At 63.5% G+C, this 20,790-nt stretch carries 16 protein-coding genes and 4 tRNA genes; 2 read left to right on the top strand and 18 right to left on the bottom strand.

The genetic code is table 11. The features are described from left to right. Nucleotides 1-2: 2 nt before the first annotated feature. The 8 genes from truA to leuC form a co-directional block, all read right to left on the bottom strand. Entirely contained in the window at nucleotides 3-860 is an 858-nt protein-coding gene (gene truA / locus NP534_RS12950) for a tRNA pseudouridine(38-40) synthase TruA (protein ID WP_274098951.1), read from the bottom strand. A 128-nt stretch (nucleotides 861-988) separates the two neighbouring features. Beyond that, a complete protein-coding gene (locus NP534_RS12945) occupies nucleotides 989-3,799 on the bottom strand; it encodes a FimV/HubP family polar landmark protein (RefSeq protein WP_274098950.1) in 2,811 nt (936 codons plus the stop codon). A gap of 70 nt (nucleotides 3,800-3,869) precedes the next feature. Beyond that, a complete protein-coding gene (locus NP534_RS12940; protein WP_274098949.1) occupies nucleotides 3,870-4,874 on the bottom strand; it encodes an aspartate-semialdehyde dehydrogenase in 1,005 nt (334 codons plus the stop codon). A 151-nt stretch (nucleotides 4,875-5,025) separates the two neighbouring features. Beyond that, the gene (gene asd, locus NP534_RS12935; RefSeq protein ID WP_033700540.1) at nucleotides 5,026-6,138 is read right to left on the bottom strand and encodes an aspartate-semialdehyde dehydrogenase; all 1,113 of its coding nucleotides are present in this window, start codon (nucleotides 6,136-6,138) and stop codon (nucleotides 5,026-5,028) included. Nucleotides 6,139-6,201: 63 nt separating this feature from the next. After that, a complete protein-coding gene (leuB, locus tag NP534_RS12930) occupies nucleotides 6,202-7,284 on the bottom strand; it encodes a 3-isopropylmalate dehydrogenase (RefSeq protein ID WP_033700541.1) in 1,083 nt (360 codons plus the stop codon). A gap of 54 nt (nucleotides 7,285-7,338) precedes the next feature. Further along, nucleotides 7,339-8,103 (bottom strand): class I SAM-dependent methyltransferase, encoded by a 765-nt coding sequence (locus NP534_RS12925; protein WP_274098948.1) that lies wholly within the window; start codon nucleotides 8,101-8,103, stop codon nucleotides 7,339-7,341. 93 nt (nucleotides 8,104-8,196) lie between these two features. Further along, nucleotides 8,197-8,841: a 3-isopropylmalate dehydratase small subunit gene (gene leuD, locus NP534_RS12920; RefSeq protein WP_033700544.1), complete on the bottom strand. Its 645-nt coding sequence runs from the start codon at nucleotides 8,839-8,841 to the stop codon at nucleotides 8,197-8,199. Further along, nucleotides 8,838-10,271 (bottom strand): 3-isopropylmalate dehydratase large subunit, encoded by a 1,434-nt coding sequence (gene leuC / locus NP534_RS12915; protein ID WP_274098947.1) that lies wholly within the window; start codon nucleotides 10,269-10,271, stop codon nucleotides 8,838-8,840. Before leuC ends, leuD begins: the two co-directional genes overlap by 4 nt. A 130-nt stretch (nucleotides 10,272-10,401) precedes the next feature. Between leuC and NP534_RS12910 the strand changes: the two genes are divergently transcribed. Further along, nucleotides 10,402-11,280: a LysR family transcriptional regulator gene (locus tag NP534_RS12910; protein WP_033700546.1), complete on the top strand. Its 879-nt coding sequence runs from the start codon at nucleotides 10,402-10,404 to the stop codon at nucleotides 11,278-11,280. Nucleotides 11,281-11,341: 61 nt separating this feature from the next. After that, nucleotides 11,342-14,638 (top strand): bifunctional diguanylate cyclase/phosphodiesterase, encoded by a 3,297-nt coding sequence (locus NP534_RS12905; RefSeq protein WP_274098946.1) that lies wholly within the window; start codon nucleotides 11,342-11,344, stop codon nucleotides 14,636-14,638. A 58-nt stretch (nucleotides 14,639-14,696) separates the two neighbouring features. Here NP534_RS12905 and NP534_RS12900 read toward each other — a convergent pair whose 3' ends face one another. The 10 genes from NP534_RS12900 to gltX all read right to left on the bottom strand — a co-directional run bounded on the left by NP534_RS12900 (nucleotide 14,697) and on the right by gltX (nucleotide 20,582). After that, the gene (locus tag NP534_RS12900; protein WP_033700549.1) at nucleotides 14,697-15,140 is read right to left on the bottom strand and encodes an Hsp20 family protein; all 444 of its coding nucleotides are present in this window, start codon (nucleotides 15,138-15,140) and stop codon (nucleotides 14,697-14,699) included. 148 nt (nucleotides 15,141-15,288) lie between these two features. Beyond that, a complete protein-coding gene (locus NP534_RS12895) occupies nucleotides 15,289-16,260 on the bottom strand; it encodes a tRNA dihydrouridine synthase (protein WP_033700550.1) in 972 nt (323 codons plus the stop codon). Between the two features lie 51 nt (nucleotides 16,261-16,311). After that, nucleotides 16,312-16,746 carry an acyl-CoA thioesterase gene (locus NP534_RS12890; RefSeq protein ID WP_274098945.1) on the bottom strand — a complete coding sequence of 145 codons (435 nt, stop codon included), beginning with the start codon at nucleotides 16,744-16,746 and terminating at the stop codon, nucleotides 16,312-16,314. Between the two features lie 76 nt (nucleotides 16,747-16,822). Beyond that, nucleotides 16,823-17,656 carry an alpha/beta hydrolase gene (locus NP534_RS12885; protein WP_274098944.1) on the bottom strand — a complete coding sequence of 278 codons (834 nt, stop codon included), beginning with the start codon at nucleotides 17,654-17,656 and terminating at the stop codon, nucleotides 16,823-16,825. Nucleotides 17,657-17,681: 25 nt separating this feature from the next. Further along, nucleotides 17,682-18,221, bottom strand: a complete 540-nt coding sequence (locus NP534_RS12880; RefSeq protein WP_274098943.1) for a TetR/AcrR family transcriptional regulator — start codon at nucleotides 18,219-18,221, stop codon at nucleotides 17,682-17,684. Nucleotides 18,222-18,384: 163 nt separating this feature from the next. Then, nucleotides 18,385-18,460, bottom strand: a tRNA-Glu gene (locus NP534_RS12875). Nucleotides 18,461-18,502: 42 nt separating this feature from the next. Continuing rightward, nucleotides 18,503-18,578 (bottom strand) — tRNA-Ala (locus tag NP534_RS12870). 53 nt (nucleotides 18,579-18,631) lie between these two features. Next, nucleotides 18,632-18,707, bottom strand: a tRNA-Glu gene (locus tag NP534_RS12865). Nucleotides 18,708-18,779: 72 nt separating this feature from the next. After that, nucleotides 18,780-18,855, bottom strand: a tRNA-Ala gene (locus NP534_RS12860). A 245-nt stretch (nucleotides 18,856-19,100) separates the two neighbouring features. After that, nucleotides 19,101-20,582 (bottom strand): glutamate--tRNA ligase, encoded by a 1,482-nt coding sequence (gltX, locus tag NP534_RS12855; protein ID WP_033700555.1) that lies wholly within the window; start codon nucleotides 20,580-20,582, stop codon nucleotides 19,101-19,103. Nucleotides 20,583-20,790: the final 208 nt, after the last annotated feature.

The following is a 20,790-nucleotide window of genomic DNA, read 5'->3' as shown; positions in this document are numbered from 1 at the left end:
CGTCAGTCAGCCAATGCCTCGTAGCCGGTCAAAAAGTGTGGGCCGATGTAACGCTTGGGCAATTGGAAGGCTTCGGGGTATTCCACCTGCACCAGGTACAGGCCGTACGGATGCGCCGTCACCCCCCCTTCACGGCGATTGCGCCCCTCCAGCACCTCACGTGCCCAGGTGGCCGGCCGCTCGCCCGCGCCAATGGTCATCAAGACACCGGCGATGTTACGCACCATATGGTGCAGGAACGCTGTGGCACGCACATCCAGCACGATCATCTGGCCATGGCGGGTAACGCGCAGGTGATGGATGTGCTTGATCGGCGACTTGGCCTGGCACTGGCTGGCGCGGAAGGCGCTGAAGTCGTGGGTGCCCAGCAGGAACGCGGCGGCTTCGGCCATGCGTTCGACATCCAGCGGGCGGTGGTTCCAGGTCACCTCCTCGGCCAGGTGTGCCGGGCGGATCGGGTCGTTGTAGATGACGTAGCGGTAACGCCGCGCCATGGCCTTGAACCGGGCGTGGAAGTCTGACGGCATCGGGCGCGACCAGACCACGCTGATGTCGTGGGGCAGGTTGAAATTGGTACCCAGGGTCCAGGCGCGCTCGTCGCGGATGGCGCGGGTATCGAAATGCACGATCTGCCCGCAGCCGTGCACCCCGGCGTCGGTGCGCCCGGCACAGATCACCGAGATAGGCTCGTTCGCCACTTTCGACAAGGCCTGCTCGAGGGCTTGCTGGACGCTGGGCACGCCACTGGCCTGGCGCTGCCAGCCGCGATAGCGCGAGCCCTTGTATTCCACGCCCAGGGCGATACGGGAGTAGCCTTCGGCCGCGGATTCGGCGGCGGTGTCGATGATGTCCAAGAGCATGAAACCTGTGGTGAATACGCAATGGCGGGATTATAACGACAACGGCAGCCCTGTTGGGCTGCCGTTGGGGGTAACGCCTGTCATGGCCCCGTCGCCGAAACGCCGGCGACAAAGCTTCAGCAGCAGAATCAGACCAACCGGGACAACAGCTCCTCGGCTTCCTGACGCTGGGTCCCGTCGCCATCCTTGACCACTTCATCAAGGATGTCACGCGCACCCTGGTGGTCGCCCATGTCGATGTAGGCACGCGCCAGGTCGAGCTTGGTGGCCACTTCGTCACTGCCAGAGAAGAAGTCGAAGTCCAGGTCATCCAGCGGCTCGGGCTCCGGCTGCGCCACTGCATCCTCAGTGGTGAAGTGCGGTTCCAGCGAAGGCGACTCGAGGTTCTGCGACAGCTTGTCCAGCTCTGCGTTGACGTCGTCCAGCTCCGAAGCGAAGCTTTTGGCGGCCGGCGAATCGTCGTCCAGCGACAGCGACAGGTCGAAATCGGTCGGCAGGTCGAGCTCGGTGATCGGCTCGAACTCCGGCACGCTGTCGAAGGCGGCCAGTTCGGCGGCGACATCTACCGGGGTTTCATCGGCGACAGCCGGGGCAACCGGCTCGCTGACATCAAGGTCGAAGTCGTCCAGGTCCGCAACCGGCTGCGGCTCGGCCTGCGCCAGCATCGCTTCGAAATCAGCATCGGCTTCGGCTTCGGCTTGCAGCTCGGCGTCCACGACGGCCGGCTGTTGCTCTACCTGCACCTCGTCCAGTACGGGCTCAGCCGGCACCGATTCATCCAGCGCAGCCTCATCCAGCGCAGCCTCATCCAGCACAGTTTCGTCCAGCGCAGCCTCATCCAGTACCGGCTCGTCCAACAGCGGTGCCGCCAGTGGGTCTTCCTCTGGCAGGTCTTCGTCAAGGCTCAGGTCGAAGGCGCTGTCCAGGTCCGATTCCTCAAGCGAAGGCACTTCGGTGATGGCCTCCGTTTCAGGCTCGACGATGTCATCCAGCGCCGCCTCAGCGACCGAATCGGGCTGCTCCAGTACCGCTGGCTCGTCTTCCGGCTCAGGCTCAAGCGCTTGCTCTGCCATGTCCTCGGAAACAACGTCTTCAACCACCGGTGCCTCAGGCGGGTCCTGCAGCAGGCCCTGCACGTACTGCTCATCCATTTCAGCAGCCAGCGCTGCCGCGCCCAGACCGGCGGCGGCCACACCCAGCATGGCGGGGAAGCGGCCTTTGAGTTCCTGAACCTGAGCCACATTCTGTTCGGTAGCCGGCAGCACACGCTCCTGCTCGACGAACGCACTGTGATCACCCTGGCGGGCATACACTTCCATCAGCTTCAGGCGCAGCTCATCACGGCCGGGCTCTGCGGCGAGGGCGGTTTCGAGCAGCTCGGCGGCATGATTCAGACGACCGCTTTCAACGCTCTGCTCGACCTCGGCCAGCAGCGCGGCAGTGGCGTCGGGCTCAAGCACAGGCTCGGTGACCGGGGCCGCAGGTTTTTCCGCGGCGGCAGCAGCTGCGGCAGAGGCCGCGACCACGGCTGGCGACAGCGTGACGCTCGGTGCCGAAACATCCAGGCCTTCAAAGCTGTCGGAGGCCATGTCCAGGCCCGCACCCTGCTCTTCCTCAGCCAAGGCCCGCGCCATGCGCAGGTGTTTCTCTGCCTCTTCCTGAGCCTTGCGCTTGCGCATCAAGAGCACCAGCAGAAGCAGCAGCACGAGGAACGCAGACCCTGCAATCAGCCACAGCAGCAAGGGGTTGCCGAGCACATTGTCGAAGGTGCCGCTTGGCTGGGCAGCCGGCGCAGCATTGGCGGCAGGCACGTTTTTCGGCGCGGTGTCGACAGCGGCTGGCGCAGGCTTGACCACTGGCTGGGCATTTGCCGCCGGTTTCGCGGGTGCTGGCTCGCCTGGCAGCGCGGCGGCGACCGGGGCCGTACCGGCTGCGCCCTGAGCTTCAAGACGGGCCAGTTGGTTGTTCTTCAACTCGATCAGACGCTGCAGCTTGTCCAGCTGGCTCTGCAGGTCTGCCATGCGGCTCTTGAGCTCATCGTTGTCACGGCGGCTGGTGTCGAGGCTTTCCTGGGCCACGGCCAGCTTGTCATTGAGCGCCTTGGCCTGCCCTGCGCCAGCCTGGTTGCCGGGGCTGACCAGGCGCAGGTTGTCACCTTGGGCAATGCGCTCCGGCGCCGCGTCGGCAGCACCTCGGCGGGTGGCGTCGAGCTGGCGGGCACGCGGCCCCAGGCGCCGGCCTTCACGCCAGGCCGCATACTGCTCGGCCACGTCGCGAACCGCTTCGCCCTGAGGGATATTCTGCACCTGTTGCTGATCGGGCAGGCGCAGTACCTGTCCAACTTTCAACTGGTTGATGTTGTTGCCAATGAAGGCGTCCGGGTTCAGCGCCTGGATCGCGATCATGGTCTGCTGTATCGAACCGCCCTGGCTGTTGCGCGCGGCAATCTGCCACAAGGTGTCGCGGCGCTGGGTGGTGTAGTTGCTCGCACCCGTCACCGCCGGCGCCACATTGGCCGCCGCCGGTTGCTTGCCCTGCGCCTTGGCCTGGTCAAGCAGGACGCTATAGTCGCGTAGCAATCGCCCCTGCGGCCACATCACCTGGACCAGGAACTTGACCACCGAGCCCGGCAGCGGCTGGCTGGAAGTGACGCGCAGCACGCTCCTGCCGTTGGGGTTGATCACCGGTGTGAACGTCAGGTCTTCGAGGTAAGTCGGAAAGGCCACCCCCGCCTTGCTGAACTCTTCCGGCGGCGCCAGGCTCGGCGCCACCTCGGCGGCAGTGAGGTCGCGCACGTCGAGCAATTCGATCTCGGCGTCCAGCGGCTGATTCTGTGCCGACTTGAGGGTCAGCTCCCCCAGGCCCAGGGCATTGGCCATACCCGACGACAGCGCCGAGGCAGCCGCCATGGCCAGAACCAGTTTGCGAATTCGAAGCATGACCTCTTCCCTTGTATGAATCGTCCCGAAACCTGCATGCAGAGCAGGACAAAAGTGCTCGCAGTATCTTTTACAGCCTGTCTTTAATCAACAATTGTGCCACCTGCACAGCATTGAGCGCCGCGCCCTTGCGCAGGTTGTCGGTGGTCAGCCAGAGGTTGAGCTGCTGATCTTCATCGACACCATGGCGTACACGACCAACATAGACCACGTCTTGGCCCACTGCGTCACCAACCGGGGTCGGATAATCGTCGCGCTCCACCAGCTCGACGCTGTCGGCAGACTCCAGGGCCTGGTTGACCGCAGCCAGGTCGACCTGGCGACGGCTCTGCACGGCCACACTGAAGCTATCGCCGAAAAACACCGGGACTTGAACGCAGCTCACCGAAATCTTCAGTTCAGGCTGCCCGAGCAGCACGCGCAATTCGCTGACCAGGCGCCGCTCCAGTGCAGTGTGGCCCTGTTCGTCGGCGGCGCCGACCTGGGCCAGCAGGTTGAACGCTATCTGGCGGTCGAAGAAGCGCGGCTCCAGGGGGCGGGCGTTGAGCAGCTCGGCGGTCTGCCGGGCCAGTTCGCTGACCGCTTCGCGGCCCTGCGCGGACACCGCCAGCGCGGCCATCACCTGAACCCGTTCGATGTCCAGCAAGCCTTTGAGCGGCGCCAGCGCAACGGCCAGGGCAACGGCTGCGCTGCTGGGGCTGGCAATGCGCGCAGGCAGCGTCAGGCCGGCAAGGCGTTCGGCATTGGCTTCCGGCACCACGGCAATGGCATCGTCCAGGCCAGCGGACAGGTCAATGACCGTGCAGCCTGCCTGCAGGGCCTTGCTGGCGAAGCTGCGGCTGACCGCCGCGCCTGCGGCGAAGAAGGCCAGCTTGACCTGGGCGAAATCGAAGCTGTCCACTTCGCGGACTTTGAGCTTCTTGCCGGCGAACATCACGCTGCTGCCTGCGGACTCCATGCTGGCCAGGAGGTGCAAGGTGGCGACCGGGAACGCCAGTTCTTCGAGAATCTGTACCAGGGTTTCACCGACACTGCCGGTGGCGCCGACGACGGCGATATCGAGAGAAGGGTTCATGCTACGGGCTGCCTCAGGCGAAACGGGGAGCGGCACTTTACTCGCATTGCCCCGACGAGGCCAACACAGCCATTCGTTTGCTACCAGGCGTAACCCACCATAAAAAAACCCGCGCTGTCACCAGCGCGGGTTTTCGGTCAAACCAGAACGATCAACGCTCCAGCAGAATCCGCAGCATGCGGCGCAGCGGTTCGGCGGCGCCCCACAGCAGCTGGTCACCCACGGTGAACGCACCCAGGTACTGCGAACCCATGTTCAGCTTGCGCAGGCGGCCCACCGGAATGTTCAAGGTACCGGTGACCTTGGTCGGGGTCAGCTCTTGCATGCTGATCTCGCGCTGGTTCGGCACCAGTTTCACCCATGGGTTGTGCTGGCTGATCATGCCTTCGATGTCGGCCAGCGGCACGTCCTTGTTCAGCTTGATGGTCAGCGCCTGGCTGTGGCAACGCATGGCGCCGATGCGCACGCAGATACCGTCGACCGGGATCGGGCTCTTGAAACGACCGAGGATCTTGTTGGTTTCGGCCTGGGCCTTCCACTCTTCACGGCTCTGCCCGTTCGGCAGCTCCTTGTCGATCCACGGAATCAGGCTGCCGGCCAGCGGCACACCGAAGTTCTCGGTGGGGAACGCTTCGCCGCGCATGGTCTCGGCAACCTTGCGGTCGATGTCCAGAATGGCGCTGGCCGGGTTCGCCAGATCATCGGCCACGGCCGCATGGGTGGCGCCCATCTGCTTGATCAGCTCACGCATGTTCTGCGCGCCGGCACCGGAAGCCGCCTGGTAGGTCATGGCGCTCATCCACTCGACCAGGCCGGCCTCGAACAGGCCGCCCAAGCCCATCAGCATCAGGCTGACCGTGCAGTTGCCGCCAATGTAGTTCTTGGTGCCGGCATCGAGCTGCTGGTCGATGACCTTGCGGTTGACCGGGTCGAGGATGATGACCGCGTCATCCTGCATGCGCAGGGACGAGGCGGCATCGATCCAGTAACCCTGCCAGCCGGCTTCACGCAGCTTGGGGAAGACCTCGTTGGTGTAGTCGCCGCCCTGGCAGGTCAGGATCACGTCGAGGGTCTTGAGTTCTTCAATCGAATACGCGTCCTTGAGCGGAGCTGTATCCTTGCCCACGTTCGGGCCTTGGCCACCGACATTGGAGGTGGTGAAGAACACCGGCTCGATAAGGTCGAAATCCTGCTCCTCCAGCATCCGCTGCATGAGCACGGAACCGACCATACCGCGCCAACCGATCAGACCTACACGTTTCATCGCAACTACACCTTTGCTAAAAGTGGGCCGCCACCGACCAAAAACGGTGGCGGGCCAGAGAGATTACAGATTCCGCAGCGCTGCGACTACTGCGTCGCCCATTTCCTGCGTGCCTACTTTGTCGCAGCCGGCCGACCAGATGTCACCGGTGCGCAAACCTTGGTCCAGCACCAGGCTGACGGCCTGCTCGATGGCCTCGGCTGCAGCCTGCTGGTTGAAGCTGTAACGCAGCATCATCGACACCGACAGGATGGTCGCCAGCGGGTTGGCGATGCCCTGGCCGGCGATGTCCGGCGCCGAGCCGTGGCACGGCTCGTACATGCCCTTGTTGTCGGCATCCAGCGACGCCGAAGGCAGCATGCCGATGGAACCGGTCAGCATGGAAGCTTCATCCGACAGGATGTCACCGAACATGTTGTCGGTCACTACCACGTCGAACTGCTTGGGCGCGCGGACCAACTGCATGGCAGCGTTGTCGACGTACATGTGGCTCAGTTCGACATCCGGGTAGTCCTTGGCCACGTCTTCGACCACTTCGCGCCACAGCTGGCTCGAAGCCAGGACGTTGGCCTTGTCCACCGAACACAGCTTTTTGCCGCGCACACGGGCCATGTCGAAACCGACGCGGGCGATGCGGCGCACTTCGCTTTCGCTGTAGGGCAGTGTGTCGTAGGCCTGGCGCTCGCCACCTTCGAGTTCGCGCTGGCCACGTGGCGCACCGAAATAGATGCCACCGGTCAGCTCACGGACGATGAGGATATCCAGGCCCGAGACGATTTCTGGCTTGAGCGAGGAAGCATCGGCCAGTTGCGGGTAGAGGATGGCCGGGCGCAGGTTGGCGAACAGGCCCAGTTGCGAGCGGATTTTCAGCAAGCCACGCTCAGGGCGGATGTCACGCTCGATCTTGTCCCATTTCGGGCCGCCCACAGCGCCCAGCAGCACGGCATCGGCCTGGCGCGCACGCTCCAGGGTCTCGTCAGCCAGCGGCACGCCATGCTTGTCGATGGCCGCGCCACCGATCACGTCGTGCGCCAGGCTCAGGCCCAGCTGGAACTTGTCGTTGGCCAGCTCCAGCACCTTGACCGCCTCGGCCATGATTTCCGGGCCGATGCCATCACCTGGGAGAATCAGAATCTGCTTGCTCATGCTTTCCTCTATCCATTCAAGCGCTGCGGCCAGCTCGGCCGCAGCGAAATAAACTCAGCGCTCGGCCCACAACACGATGACATCGGTGCTGAACGAGCCGTCGGCTTCAACCTGGTAATACTGCCGCACTTCTTCACCCATGGCTTGCTGCAATTGGCGTATGGCCACACGCAGCGGCTCGGGCGTGCGCATGCGCTCTACCCACGAGTTCCACTCCAGGCGCAGGCGCTGACGCGTGTGGCTACGGGCATGCAAGCCGGCTTCGCTGACCTGGCGCTGCCACTCGGCGGCCGAATAATCGCGCACGTGGCTGGTGTCGCGCAGCACTTCGACCGTTTGCAGGTAGGTGTCGAGCAACGGGCTGCCGGGTGACAGCACATCGATGAACGCCGCCACCCCACCCGGCTTCAGCACACGACGCACTTCGCGCAGGGCCAGGCCCAGGTCGCTCCAGTGGTGTGCCGAGTAGCGGCTGAAGACGAAGTCGAACGAGGCGTCGGCGAACGGCAGGCGCTCGGCGGCGCCGCATTCGGTGGTGATATTGCCCAGGCCACGCTCGGCAGCGGCACTGGCGACCACGTCGAGCATCGACTGTGACAGATCGTAGGCGACCACTTCCGCCACCAGAGGCGCGACGTGGAAGCTGACATGACCGGCACCACAGCCCAGGTCCAGTACACGCGCCTCGGCATGGCCTGCCAGCTCGGCTTGCAGCAGGGCGAATTCAGTGCCCTGGGCATGTACCGCGCTGCTGAGGTAGGCGCTGGCCTGTTCGCCGAACTGGCGTTGGACCACATCGGTGTGGGTGGTGCTGGTCATGGGGCAATCCTTTTGGTGTTGTGTTGCCTATGCAGGCTTCGCCGGCGAACCCGCTCCCACATCGGCAGCGTTGCCAATGTGGGAGGCGGTCAATCAGGCATCCCGGAACAGCCAGGGCTGGCTGGCGCGGTGCTTGCCTTCGAAGACTTTGATCGAATCGCTGTCCTGCAAGGTCAAGCCGATGTCGTCGAGGCCGTTGAGCAGGCAGTGCTTGCGGAAGGCATCGATCTCGAAGTGCAGCACCTTGCCATCAGGGCGGGTCACGGCCTGGGCTTGCAGGTCGACGGTCAACTGATAGCCAGGGTTGGCTTCTACCTGTTTGAACAGCTCGTCGACTTCCTCATCGCTCAAGATGATCGGCAACAGGCCGTTCTTGAAGCTGTTGTTGAAGAAGATGTCGGCAAAGCTCGGTGCGATGACACTGCGAAAGCCGTATTCATCCAACGCCCAGGGCGCGTGCTCGCGGCTGGAGCCGCAACCGAAGTTCTCCCGCGCCAACAACACGCTGGCACCCTGGTAGCGTGCGTGGTTGAGCACGAATTCCTGGTTCAGCGGCCGCTTACTGTTGTCCTGGTAGGGCTGGCCCACATCCAGGTAACGCCATTCGTCGAACAGGTTGGGGCCGAAGCCGGTGCGTTTGATCGACTTGAGAAACTGCTTGGGAATGATCTGGTCGGTGTCGACGTTGGCACGGTCCAATGGCGCGACGAGGCCGGTGTGCTGGGTAAAGGCTTTCATGCTGCGCTCCCTTGGATCAACTCGCGTACATCGATGAAGTGGCCCGTCACCGCGGCGGCGGCCGCCATGGCCGGGCTGACCAGGTGGGTACGGCCACCGGCACCCTGACGGCCTTCGAAGTTGCGGTTGGACGTCGACGCGCAGTGCTCGCCACTTTCCAGGCGGTCCGGGTTCATCGCCAGGCACATCGAGCAACCCGGTTCACGCCACTCGAAACCGGCTTCGAGGAAAATCTTGTCGAGGCCTTCACGTTCGGCCTGCGCCTTCACCAGGCCCGAGCCCGGAACGACAATAGCCTGCTTGACGGTGGCAGCGACCTTGCGGCCCTTGGCGATTTCGGCTGCGGCGCGCAGGTCTTCGATCCGCGAGTTGGTGCAGGAGCCGATGAATACGCGGTCGAGCTGGATATCGGTGATCGCCTGGTTGGCGGTCAGGCCCATGTACTTCAAGGCACGCTCGATCGAGCCACGCTTGACCAGGTCGGCCTCGGCGGCCGGGTCCGGCACGCGCTGGTCAACCGCCAGCACCATCTCGGGTGAAGTGCCCCAGCTGACCTGCGGCTTGATCTGCCCGGCGTCCAGCTCGACCACGGTGTCGAACACCGCGTCGTCATCGGAAACCAGGTCTTGCCAAGACGCTACCGCTTGCTCCCACTGCTCGCCCTTCGGCGCGTAGGGGCGACCTTCAACATAGGCAACGGTGGTGGCATCGGTCGCCACCAGGCCGACACGGGCACCGGCCTCGATCGACATGTTGCAGATGGTCATGCGGCCTTCCATGGACAAACCACGGATAGCGCTGCCGGCAAATTCCATGGCGTGGCCGTTGCCACCCGCGGTGCCGATCTTGCCGATAATGGCGAGGACGATGTCCTTGGCGGTGACACCGGCAGGCAATTGGCCTTCGACGCGCACCAGCATGTTCTTCATCTTCTTGGCGACCAGGCACTGGGTAGCGAGCACGTGCTCGACCTCCGAGGTGCCGATGCCGTGGGCCAAGGCGCCAAATGCACCGTGGGTGGAGGTGTGCGAGTCGCCGCAGACCACGGTCATGCCCGGCAAGGTAGCGCCCTGCTCCGGGCTGATGACGTGGACGATGCCCTGGCGCTCGTCGTTCATCTTGAATTCGACGATGCCGTACTCGTCACAGTTTTCGTCGAGGGTCTGCACCTGCAGGCGCGACACCTGGTCGACGATGGCCTCGATACCGCCCTTGCGCTCTGGCGTGGTCGGCACGTTGTGGTCGGGCGTGGCGATGTTGGTGTCGATGCGCCATGGCTTGCGGTTCGCCAGGCGCAGGCCTTCGAAGGCCTGGGGCGACGTCACTTCGTGGATGATGTGGCGGTCGATGTAGATCAAGGACGAGCCGTCATCACGGCGCTTGACCTCATGGGCTTCCCAGAGTTTGTCGTAGAGCGTTTTGCCAGCCATCAGACTGTTCCTCATCAGCGTCTTTCTATGCCAAAGACCCCTTGGCTTGTACGGACGATGCTATGGCGATAGATTGAATAACTCAAATTCATAATTTTCATGCTTTGCATAACCATCAGGAATCATAGAGATGGACCTGGCCAACCTCAGTGCTTTTATCGCCATTGCCGAAACCGGCAGTTTCTCCGGGGCCGGCGAACGCCTGCACCTGACCCAGCCTGCCATCAGCAAACGCATCGCCGGCCTCGAGCAGCAACTGGACGTGCGCCTGTTCGACCGACTGGGGCGTGAAGTGACCCTCACCGAAGCCGGCCGGGCGTTGCTGCCACGGGCCTATCAAATACTCAATGTGCTCGATGATACTCGACGCGCACTGACCAATTTGACGGGACAGGTGAGCGGTCGGCTGACCCTGGCCACCAGCCACCATATCGGTTTGCACCGCTTGCCTCCGCTTCTACGGGCCTTTACCCGGCAGTACCCCTCAGTGGCGCTGGATATTCAGTTCCTGGATTCAGAAGCGGCCTACGACGAGATTCTCCATGGTCGCGCTGAAATTGCCGTCATCACGCTGGCACCCGAGCCCCACCACCTGATCAAGGCGATCCCGGTCTGGAACGACGCCCTGGACTTCGTCGCGGCACCGGAGCATCCACTGGCCAGCAACCACGCGGTCAGTCTGGCCGATGTCGCCCGCCACCCGGCGGTGTTCCCGGGCGGCAACACCTTTACCCACCACATCGTCCAGCGCCTGTTCGAAAGCCAGGGGCTGACGCCGAACATCGCCATGAGCACCAACTACCTGGAAACCATCAAGATGATGGTTTCCATTGGCCTGGCCTGGAGCGTGCTGCCCCGCACCATGCTCGACGATCAGGTTGCACCCATCGCTTTACCCGGCATACAGCTGTCGCGCCAGCTAGGCTACATACTGCACACGGAGCGAACGCTATCGAATGCGGCGAGGGCCTTCATGGCCCTGCTCGACAGTCACGCAGGGTCCGCCTGACCGGTCGTCAGTTCGGCATTTCCAACTCAAGGACGCCTCAAACGCCAAAGGTCTGGTACCAATGCCCAAATCAGCAAACCGCTTTCCGCGCCTGCCGCGTATCTCTGCGGCCGACCCTCAGGAATCCGAGCAGGCCTGGCAGAACGCCCCACAGCTGCTGGCCGCGCTCAACGGTGCCCACCTGGGGGCCTGGCTGTGGGACATCGAAACCGGTCGGGTCAGCTGGTCACGCGGCACCCAGGCGTTGTTCGGCTTCGACCCGCAACGCCCGCTGCCCAACGACATCGATTACCTTGACCTGCTGCCCGAGGAAGACCGCGCGCGCACCCGCCAGTTGTTCCAGGCAGTGGTCAACGGCGAGCCCGTGGAGCAGGCCATGCGCCATCGCATCCGCTGGCCGGATGGCAGCCTGCATTGGCTGGAGATAAACGGCAGCCTGACCCACGACCGCCACGGCCGGCCGCAGATGATCGGGGTGATCCGTGAGATCACCCGCCAGCGCGAGCGGGAAACGGCGCTGATCAACTCGGAAAAACGCTTCGCCACGCTGTTTCACCTGAGCCCCAATGCCATCCTGCTGACCCGTCGCCACGACGGCATGATCTTCGAGGTCAACCAGCATTTCGAGGACATGTTCGGCTGGCCGGGCAGCCAGGTGATCGGCAAGACCAGCCTGGAGCTGGGCCTGTGGGTGCACCCCGAGCAACGCCAGCAGATGCTCGACGCCACCCGCGCCAGCAGCGGCCCGCTGAACCTGGAGGTGCAGTTTCGGGCCAGCAACGACAAGGTGCATGACGGCATCCTCTGCACCCAGGGCATAGAACTGGAGGGCGTGACCTTTCTGCTCAGCACCTTCGTCGACACCACCGAGCGCAAGCGCGCCGAGCAGGCCCTCAAGGACAGCCAGGAGCGACTCGATCTGGCCCTGGATTCGGCGCAGCTGGGCACCTGGGACTGGCACATCCCCAGCGGCATGCTGTATGGCTCGGCCCGCGCGGCGCAACTGCACGGTCTTGACCCCATCCCTTTCCACGAGTCGTTCGATGCCTTTTTCGAAGGTGTGCCGGAGCAAGAGCGCAACGTCATGCGCCAGGCCTACCGCAGCCTGCGCGAAGGGCCAGCGGGCAATTACCAGATCACCTACCGGGTACAGTTGGAGAACGGCACTTCGCGTTATATCGAAAGCCGTGCGCGGCTGTACCGGGACGACCAGGGCAACCCCCTGCGCATGGCCGGCACCCTGCTGGACATCACCGACCAGGTAGAGCGCGAACAGCGCCTGAGCGCCTCGGAAGAAAAGTTCGCCAGCCTGTTCCAGGTCAGCCCCGACCCGATCTGCGTGACCCGCCAGGACACCGGCCAGTTCATCGAGATCAACCCGGCCTTCACCCAGACCTTCGGCTGGAACGCCGACCAGGTGATCGGCCGCACCGCCGAGCAAATCGGCCTGTGGGCCGAGTCCATCGAACGCGCGCAGCGCATCGAGCGGGTGATCCGCGAACAGGCCCTGAGCAACGTGGCCGTAGTGGTCAACCACCGCAACGGCTCACCCTTGACCTGCGTGATATCCAGCTGCCTGATCAGTGTCGATGACCAGCCCTGCAGCGTCACCACCCTGCGCGACATCACCCAGCAGCAACGCGCCGAAGCGGCGCTCAAGTCCAGTGAAGAGAAGTTCGCCAAGGCCTTCCACTCCAGCCCCGACGCCATCACCATCACCGAGCGCTACAGCGGCCGCTACCTGGAAATCAACGACGGGTTCTGCCGGCTGACCGGCTACAGCGCAGCCGAAGTGGTCGGGCGCAGCGTTTACGAGCTGGGCATCTGGGCCGACGACAAGCAACGCAACGCCCTGCTCGCCGAGCTCAAGGAACGGGGCCGGGTGCACCATCGGGAGATGCTCGGGCGCAACAAGCGCGGCGATATCCTCACCGTCGAAGTGTCGGTGGAACCGATTACCCTGAACGAGACCGACTGCCTGCTGCTGACCGCCCGCGACGTCAGCCAGCTGAAGAATGCCCAAGCGCAGATCCGCCACCTGGCGTACCACGACCCGCTGACCAACCTGCCCAATCGCGCCCTGCTGATGGACCGCCTGAGCCAGCAGATCGCCCTGCTCAAACGCCACAACCTGCGGGGTGCGCTGCTGTTTCTCGACCTTGATCACTTCAAGCACATCAACGATTCGCTCGGCCACCCGGTGGGCGACGCCGTGCTGAAGATCATCACCGCGCGCCTGGAGGCCAGCGTGCGTCTGGAAGACACCGTGGCGCGGCTGGGCGGCGACGAGTTCGTGGTGCTGCTCAGCGGCCTGGAAGGCAGCCGCGAACAGGTCGAAAGCAAGGTGCGCGATCTGGCCGATACCCTGCGCGAACTGCTGGCCGAACCGATGTCGCTGGATGGCCAACGCCTGCAGGTGACGCCCAGCATCGGCGTGGCGCTGATACCCGATCACGGCACTACCCCGGCCGACTTGCTCAAACGCGCCGATATTGCCCTGTACCGGGCCAAGGACTCCGGGCGCAACACCACCCAGCTGTTCCACACCACCATGCAAAAGGCCGCCAGCGAGCGCTTGCGCATGGAAAACGACCTGCGCCTGGCGCTGGCCCGGGGTGAGCTGGCCCTGCACTTCCAGCCCCAGGTGGATGCCCGCGACAACCGTATTGTCGGTGCCGAGGTGCTGCTGCGCTGGCACCACCCGCAACTCGGCCAGCATCCGCCGGCGCAGTTCATCCAGGTGCTGGAAGAAAGCGGGCTGATCCTGGAAGTGGGCAGTTGGATTCTCGACGAAGCCTGCGACGCGTGCGCGCACATGCTCATGGATGGGTTGATCGACGCTGATGACTTCAGCCTGTGCGTGAACATCAGCCCGCGGCAGTTCCGCCAGAACGATTTCGTCGGGCGGGTCCTGCGCAGCCTGGACGACTACCGCCTGCCACGGCAAATGCTCAAGCTCGAGATCACCGAAGGCATCGTCATCCAGAACCTCGAAGACACCATCAGCAAGATGCGCGAACTGAAGAGGCACGGGGTGAGCTTTGCCATGGACGACTTCGGCACGGGCTATTCGTCACTGACTTACCTCAAGCGTTTGCCGGTGGATGCCCTGAAGATCGACCAGACCTTCGTGCGCGATGCGCCGATCGACCCCAATGACGCCGAAATCGTCCGCGCCATCGTCGCCATGGCCCACAGCCTGGACCTGGCGGTGATCGCCGAAGGGGTGGAGTTGACCGAACAACTGGCGTTTCTCGAGCAGTTGGGCTGCCACTTGTACCAAGGGTATCTGCACAGCCGGCCACTGCCGTTGCCGGAGTTCCGCCAGATGTTGCTAGAGGCACCGGCAGATTTCTGATGCCGGAATGCGAAAAGGGCACCCTGGGGTGCCCTTCTCGTTACCGACCGGCTGACAGTTAGTTCAGCGCTGGCTTGTCGCCATTGATCGGGATGCGCTTGGCTTTGGCTTCTTCAGGCACGATGCGCAGCAGGTCGATGCTGAGCAAGCCATTGGCCAGGCCAGCGGCCTTGACCTCGATGTGGTCGGCCAGGCGGAACGACAGCTTGAAGGCGCGCTGGGCGATGCCCTGGTGCAGGTAGGTCACCTCAGCGGCGCTGCTGTCGCGTTTGCCACCGGAGACGGTCAGGACACCTTTTTCGACCTGCAGGTCGAGGTCCTGCTCCTGGAAACCGGCAGCGGCAACCACGATGCGGTAGTGGTCTTCGCCATGTTTTTCCACGTTGTAGGGCGGGTAGCTGCTACCGGCCTCGTTACGTGCCGCGGATTCGAACAGGTCGTTGAAACGGTCGAAACCAACGGAATGACGGAACAGTGGAGCGAGAGAGAAAGCGGTAGTCATGGTCATAAACTCCTGAGATTCAGCAAGTAAGTCACTACGCGACCCGACTTCGGCATCGCGTACTCAAAAGATATGGCCGGTGAACCGGCTTTCAAGAGGGGCTACGAAAAAATTTTCTGTTTTTCCGCTTTTACTGCAAAGCGGCAGATCAGGCCACGCATGCCTCGAAGGCCTGCGCCTCAACCCCCAGCAAGCGGCTGATGCGCGCGCAATCATCTTCCCGACGCAGCTCGGCAAACAGCACCACCGCCTCCGGGTAGCTGCGGGTCAGCATCGCCAGCCACTGCTTCATCCGCCCCGGCGCATAGCGCGGGGACAGCTTGGCCTGGGCCTGGCGCCAGAATTCGCGCAGCAGCGGCAGCAGGTCATCCCAGCTCATGGGCTGGTACGCCCGGCCGTCGCGGGCAGCGGCGATCTGCAGGCCCAGGTCGGGCCGCGACACCAGCCCGCGCCCCAACATGATGTGCTCGGCACCACTGACCTCGCGGCAGCGGCGCCAGTCGTCCACGGTCCAGATCTCGCCGTTGGCGAACACTGGCACCTTGACCACATCCTGCACCCGCGCCACCCATTCCCAATGAGCCGGCGGCTTGTAGCCCTCGACTTTGGTCCGCGCATGCACCACCAGGTGCGCCGAACCGCCCTCGGCCAGGGCCGTGGCGCACTCCAGTGCACCGTCGGGGCTGTCGAAGCCCAGGCGCATCTTTGCAGTGACCGGGATGTCCGCCGGTACCGCCCGGCGCACCTCGCGGACGATGGCATGCAGCAACTCAGGCTCCTTGAGCAGCACCGCGCCGCCACGCGACTTGTTCACGGTCTTGGCCGGGCAGCCGAAATTCAGGTCGATTACCGGTGCCCCCAGCTCACAGGCCAGCGCAGCGTTCTCGGCCAGGCACACCGGGTCAGAGCCCAGCAGTTGCACACGCATCGGTACGCCGGCCGCAGTCCTTGCGCCCTGGCGCAACTCAGGCGCCAGCTTGTCGAACGAGGAAGGCGGCAACAGGCGGTCGCACACCCGGATGAACTCGGTGACGCACCAATCGATGCCACCCACTCGGGTCAGGACGTCGCGCAGGATGTTGTCGACCAGCCCCTCCATCGGGGCCAGGGCAATTTGCATGTGTGGGTCTCGGCGGGAAAAGGCGGCAGTCTAGCAAAAAACCGTACGCCTTCAGGCACCGATCAGCGCTTGGCCATAACCCTCGATAAATTCGACCGGCATGCGCTTGGGCTTGCCGCTGGACAACTCGATACAGGCGAAGGTGGTCTGCGCCCGCAGCAGGGTCACACCATCGCGTGGGCGCTTGAGCTGGAAGCGGCGGGTCATGCGCAGGCGTTGGTCCCAGTCGATGATCCAGGTTGCCAGTTGCAGCTCGTCGTCTTCGTAGCCGGCGGCCAGGTAGTCAATTTCGTGGCGTACCACGGCCATGGCGCGGTCCAGGCGCCGGTATTCGGCCAGGTCCAGGCCCAGGCGCTGGGAATGGCGCCAGGCACAACGTTCGAGCCAGGTGACGTAGGCGGCGTTGTTGGCGTGGCCGAGGCCGTCGATGTCTTCGCTGCCGACGCGCAGGTCGATGATGAAGGGTGTTGCCAGGTCCCAGCTCATGCGCGCTCCTGAGAGGTTTCTTTGGGGGAGATTGCGGCGCTTTGCGCTCCACGGTCCTGGCGAGTGTAACGGATGCTCAGGCGCTTTGCCGCGCCGGCGCACTGGCACGGCTCAACAGCTCGAGCACCGCCTCGCCCAGACGCGGGTCGGCCAGCACCCGTTGGTGCCCGCCCTCCTCCAACAGCATCAGGCGGCTGTCGAACCAGGCCTTGTGGATGATCTGGGCCTCGTCGGCGGCCACCAGGCCATCGTCAGCGGCATGCACCACCAAGCCTGGCAGCTCCAGTTGATAACCACTGACGTCCAGGCGTGCGATCTGCATCCCGACATCCCGCTCGACCTGGCGAATGAATGCTGCCCGCGCCCGCGCCGGCAGCCCCAGGTGATGGGCGAAGCCGCGCAACACGCCGAGCAATTGCGCCGGTGCCGCGATGCTCACCGCCGCCTCGGCGCGCAAGCCCATCTGCAGCGCCAGCAGCACACTGGCACCGCCCATGGAATGCCCGATCACTGCACGCAGCGGCGGCAGCTCGGCCGCCGCTTCCAGCAGCGCGCGGGCAAACAGCACCACGTGAGCCTGATGGCCAGGCGAACGCCCATGCGCCGGCCCCTCCAACGAAACCACCGTGTGCCCAGCCTGGACCAGGGTTTCGATCAACGCGGCAAACTGCGTGGGGCGCCCCTCCCAGCCGTGCATCAGCAATACCGTCGGGCCCTTGCCCCAGCGCAACGCCGAAAGCCCGAAGCGCAGGGTGATGCGCTCGGCCTTGGCCAGCAGCGGCAGTTCCCACGCTCTTGGCGGCAGCGTGCGCGGGGTCATGAAGGCGCGGCGCATCTTGCCGGCCACATGCTCCGGCGCCAGGTGGCCCAGGGTGCCATTGATGCCACGAATCCAGCTCAGGGTAGTCATCGCCTTGCTCCCGCCTTGTGGTTATTCAGATCACCGCCGACTTGGCGGCACGCAATACACGGTCGGACAGCTCGCCAGTGCCCAGGGCACGCGCCAGGGCCAGGCCACCGACCATCAGTGCAAGGTCGGCCAGGGCTTTGTCGATGTCTTCGGGGCGATCGACCATTTTCGCGGTCATCAGCTCGATGTGCTCGGCCAGCACCTCGCGGAACACCTCTGGCAACCGCTGCATCTCGCCCAGGGCGTTGGGCAGCGGGCAGGCATGAACTTCAGCGTCGCGGTGCTTGCGCGAGAGGTAGAACGCCGACACCAAGGCGCGGCGTGCTTCGCCATCCAGGCTAGGGTCGACCTGGGCCAGCAAGGCCCGCCGCTCGCCCAGCAACTGGCGGAACGCTTCGAGCATCAGCTCGTCCTTGCTGTCGAAATGGGCATAGAACCCCCCGACGGTCAGCCCGGCGGCGCCCATGACTTGGCTGACGCTCGGCTCTGCCGGGCCATGTTGAATCAAGGCACTGCGCGCTGCCTCGAGAATCCGGTCGCGGGTCTTGCTCTTTTTGTCGTTCATGGCCACCTCAAATATTATGCTCGTAATATTATAGGCGTAATATTTTTTGGCAAGCGAAATCCTCAGCCACCTGTCGGTGCCGGGAATATTCGGAGGGGAAAAAACAAAAGGCCCATTCAATAAGCGAATGAGCCTTTAAAGTCCCGCAAAACGCGGGTAAACATGGCGTCCCCTAGGGGACTCGAACCCCTGTTACCGCCGTGAAAGGGCGGTGTCCTAGGCCACTAGACGAAGGGGACGTAACCTTCGTGCCGGTCCGTTTTCACGTACCGCGGCAAAATTGGTGGAGCTAAGCGGGATCGAACCGCTGACCTCCTGCATGCCATGCAGGCGCTCTCCCAGCTGAGCTATAGCCCCGGATTTCTAGCCTCTCGGCCCAGCGACATAATGAAACATCGCTTGTGCAAAACTGGCGTCCCCTAGGGGACTCGAACCCCTGTTACCGCCGTGAAAGGGCGGTGTCCTAGGCCACTAGACGAAGGGGACGAACCTTCTTACCTTCAAGACCCGGTTGCTGGACCCGGTCTTGCTTATCAGCCTTGGCTGCTAAGCGGAATTTGGTGGAGCTAAGCGGGATCGAACCGCTGACCTCCTGCATGCCATGCAGGCGCTCTCCCAGCTGAGCTATAGCCCCACAATGTCGCTCTGAGCAGAATCGCTGGCTGGGTGGCTGGCGTTTCGTTTCACTCATCGCTGTGGACGGGGCGCATATTAAGATCGGATTGCACGGCTGTCAAACGAATTTTTGAAATTATTCAAAAGTTTTTTCACAGATAACAATCACTTACCGCCCTGCCCTTTGTTCTCCCATGGTTTTCTAAGCATTTGAACCTGTGGTAACGGGCAAGCCTGCGCCCACAGGTTCGCGCTAACGCCACGTCAGGCGATAGTCGCCAGCAGCTTTTCCCACTCTTTGTTTTCTTTCTTCGACACGCCACCGAGCAGGTCCAGGGCCTGGCGCAAGCGGTAGCGCGTCAGGTCCGGGCCGAGAATTTCCATGGCATCGAGCACCGACACCGAGCTGGCCTGGCCAGTAATGGCGGCAAACATCAGCGGCATGGCGTCACGCAGCTTCAGCTCCAACGCCTCGACCACCGCCTGGATGCAGCCGGTAATGCGGTCCTTCTCCCACTGGCGCAGGCTTTCAAGCTTCCACAGGATCAACTGGATGACCTGACGCACCTGGTCGCCCGACAGCTTTTTGCTCTCGAACAGCTTGGCATCAAGCTTCAGCGCGCCTTCGAAGAAGAAACCACCCAGCGGTGCAACCTGGCTGAAGGTTTCGACCCGGCCCTGCACGTGCGGGGCGATCTTCATCATGTAGTCGCTGTTGAACGCCCATTTCTGCAGGCGCGTGGCGAATTCTTCGACCGGCAGCTCACGCAGCCACTGGCCATTGAGCCAGGACAGTTTCTCGATGTCGAAGATCGGCCCACCAAGCGAAATGCGCGACAGGTCGAAGTGCTCGACCATCTCGTCCAGGGAGAACTTCTCGCGCTCGTCCGGCATCGACCAACCCATGCGGCCGAGGTAGTTGAGCATCGCCTCGGGCATGAAGCCCATGCGCTCGTAGAAGGTCACCGAGGTCGGGTTCTTGCGCTTGGACAGCTTGGACTTGTCCGGGTTACGCAGCAGCGGCATGTAGCACAGCTTCGGCTGCTCCCAGCCAAAGTACTCGTACAGCTTGATCAGCTTCGGAGCCGACGGCAGCCACTCTTCGCCACGCAGAACGTGGGTGATGCCCATCAGGTGGTCGTCGACCACGTTGGCCAGGAAGTAGGTCGGCAGGCCGTCGTTCTTCATCAGCACCTGCATGTCCATGCGGTCCCACGGGATTTCGACGTCACCGCGCAGCATGTCCGGTACCACGCAGATGCCTTCGCTCGGCACCTTCATGCGGATCACGTGGGGCTCGCCGGCGTCCAGGCGGCGCTGGACTTCCTCGGCGCTCAGCAACAGGGCACGGCCGTCGTAGCGCGGGGTCTCGCCACGGGCCATCTGCTCGGCGCGCATCTGCTCCAGCTCTTCGGCGGTGCAGAAGCAGTAGAACGCGTGGCCGGCATCGACCAGTTGCTTGGCATACTGGGCGTAGATCTCGCCACGTTCGCTCTGCCGGTAAGGGCCGTGCGGGCCACCGACGTCCGGGCCTTCGTTCCATTCGATGCCGAGCCAGCGCAGGGCGTCGAAGATCTGCTGTTCCGACTCGCGGGTGGAGCGCAGTTGGTCGGTATCTTCGATGCGCAGGATGAACTCACCGCCGTGCTGCTTGGCAAAGCAGTAGTTGAACAAGGCGATGTAGGCGGTGCCGACATGGGGGTCGCCCGTGGGCGATGGCGCGATGCGCGTGCGTACGGTGGTCATGGAAGGTCTCGAACGAAAGATGAAACAAAGGCGGGATGTTAGCAGGGAGCAGGCACCCGGCTCCAGCAATGGCGCGAACGACACTTGTCGAAGGGCCGTCGGTCGCTGTTAAATTTGCTTACATTTCTGGAACCATAGTCTCATGCCTGCTCAACTCAAACGCCGCCTGCTGATCTTTTTCGTCGTGGTGGCAACCATCGCCCAGATC

The sequence above is a fragment of the Pseudomonas sp. 39004 genome (assembly GCF_028682155.1).
Classification (GTDB): domain Bacteria; phylum Pseudomonadota; class Gammaproteobacteria; order Pseudomonadales; family Pseudomonadaceae; genus Aquipseudomonas; species Aquipseudomonas capeferrum.
The sequence above is the reverse complement of the archived record's forward strand: the minus strand, read 5'-3'. Positions and strand labels throughout refer to the sequence as shown.

Bases quoted from the DNA above. Each gene is read 5' to 3' on its own strand.
- leuD (WP_033700544.1), bottom strand. From the start codon at position 8,841: ATGAAAGCCTTTACCCAGCACACCGGCCTCGTCGCGCCATTGGACCGT.
- gltX (WP_033700555.1), bottom strand. From the start codon at position 20,582: ATGACCACCGTACGCACGCGCATCGCGCCATCGCCCACGGGCGACCCC.
- NP534_RS12945 (WP_274098950.1), bottom strand. From the start codon at position 3,799: ATGCTTCGAATTCGCAAACTGGTTCTGGCCATGGCGGCTGCCTCGGCG.
- NP534_RS12940 (WP_274098949.1), bottom strand. From the start codon at position 4,874: ATGAACCCTTCTCTCGATATCGCCGTCGTCGGCGCCACCGGCAGTGTC.
- NP534_RS12895 (WP_033700550.1), bottom strand. From the start codon at position 16,260: ATGCAAATTGCCCTGGCCCCGATGGAGGGGCTGGTCGACAACATCCTG.
- NP534_RS12885 (WP_274098944.1), bottom strand. From the start codon at position 17,656: ATGACTACCCTGAGCTGGATTCGTGGCATCAATGGCACCCTGGGCCAC.
- leuB (WP_033700541.1), bottom strand. From the start codon at position 7,284: ATGAGCAAGCAGATTCTGATTCTCCCAGGTGATGGCATCGGCCCGGAA.
- NP534_RS12880 (WP_274098943.1), bottom strand. From the start codon at position 18,221: ATGAACGACAAAAAGAGCAAGACCCGCGACCGGATTCTCGAGGCAGCG.
- NP534_RS12905 (WP_274098946.1), top strand. From the start codon at position 11,342: ATGCCCAAATCAGCAAACCGCTTTCCGCGCCTGCCGCGTATCTCTGCG.
- NP534_RS12910 (WP_033700546.1), top strand. From the start codon at position 10,402: ATGGACCTGGCCAACCTCAGTGCTTTTATCGCCATTGCCGAAACCGGC.
- leuC (WP_274098947.1), bottom strand. From the start codon at position 10,271: ATGGCTGGCAAAACGCTCTACGACAAACTCTGGGAAGCCCATGAGGTC.
- NP534_RS12925 (WP_274098948.1), bottom strand. From the start codon at position 8,103: ATGACCAGCACCACCCACACCGATGTGGTCCAACGCCAGTTCGGCGAA.
- truA (WP_274098951.1), bottom strand. From the start codon at position 860: ATGCTCTTGGACATCATCGACACCGCCGCCGAATCCGCGGCCGAAGGC.
- asd (WP_033700540.1), bottom strand. From the start codon at position 6,138: ATGAAACGTGTAGGTCTGATCGGTTGGCGCGGTATGGTCGGTTCCGTG.
- NP534_RS12900 (WP_033700549.1), bottom strand. From the start codon at position 15,140: ATGACTACCGCTTTCTCTCTCGCTCCACTGTTCCGTCATTCCGTTGGT.
- NP534_RS12890 (WP_274098945.1), bottom strand. From the start codon at position 16,746: ATGAGCTGGGACCTGGCAACACCCTTCATCATCGACCTGCGCGTCGGC.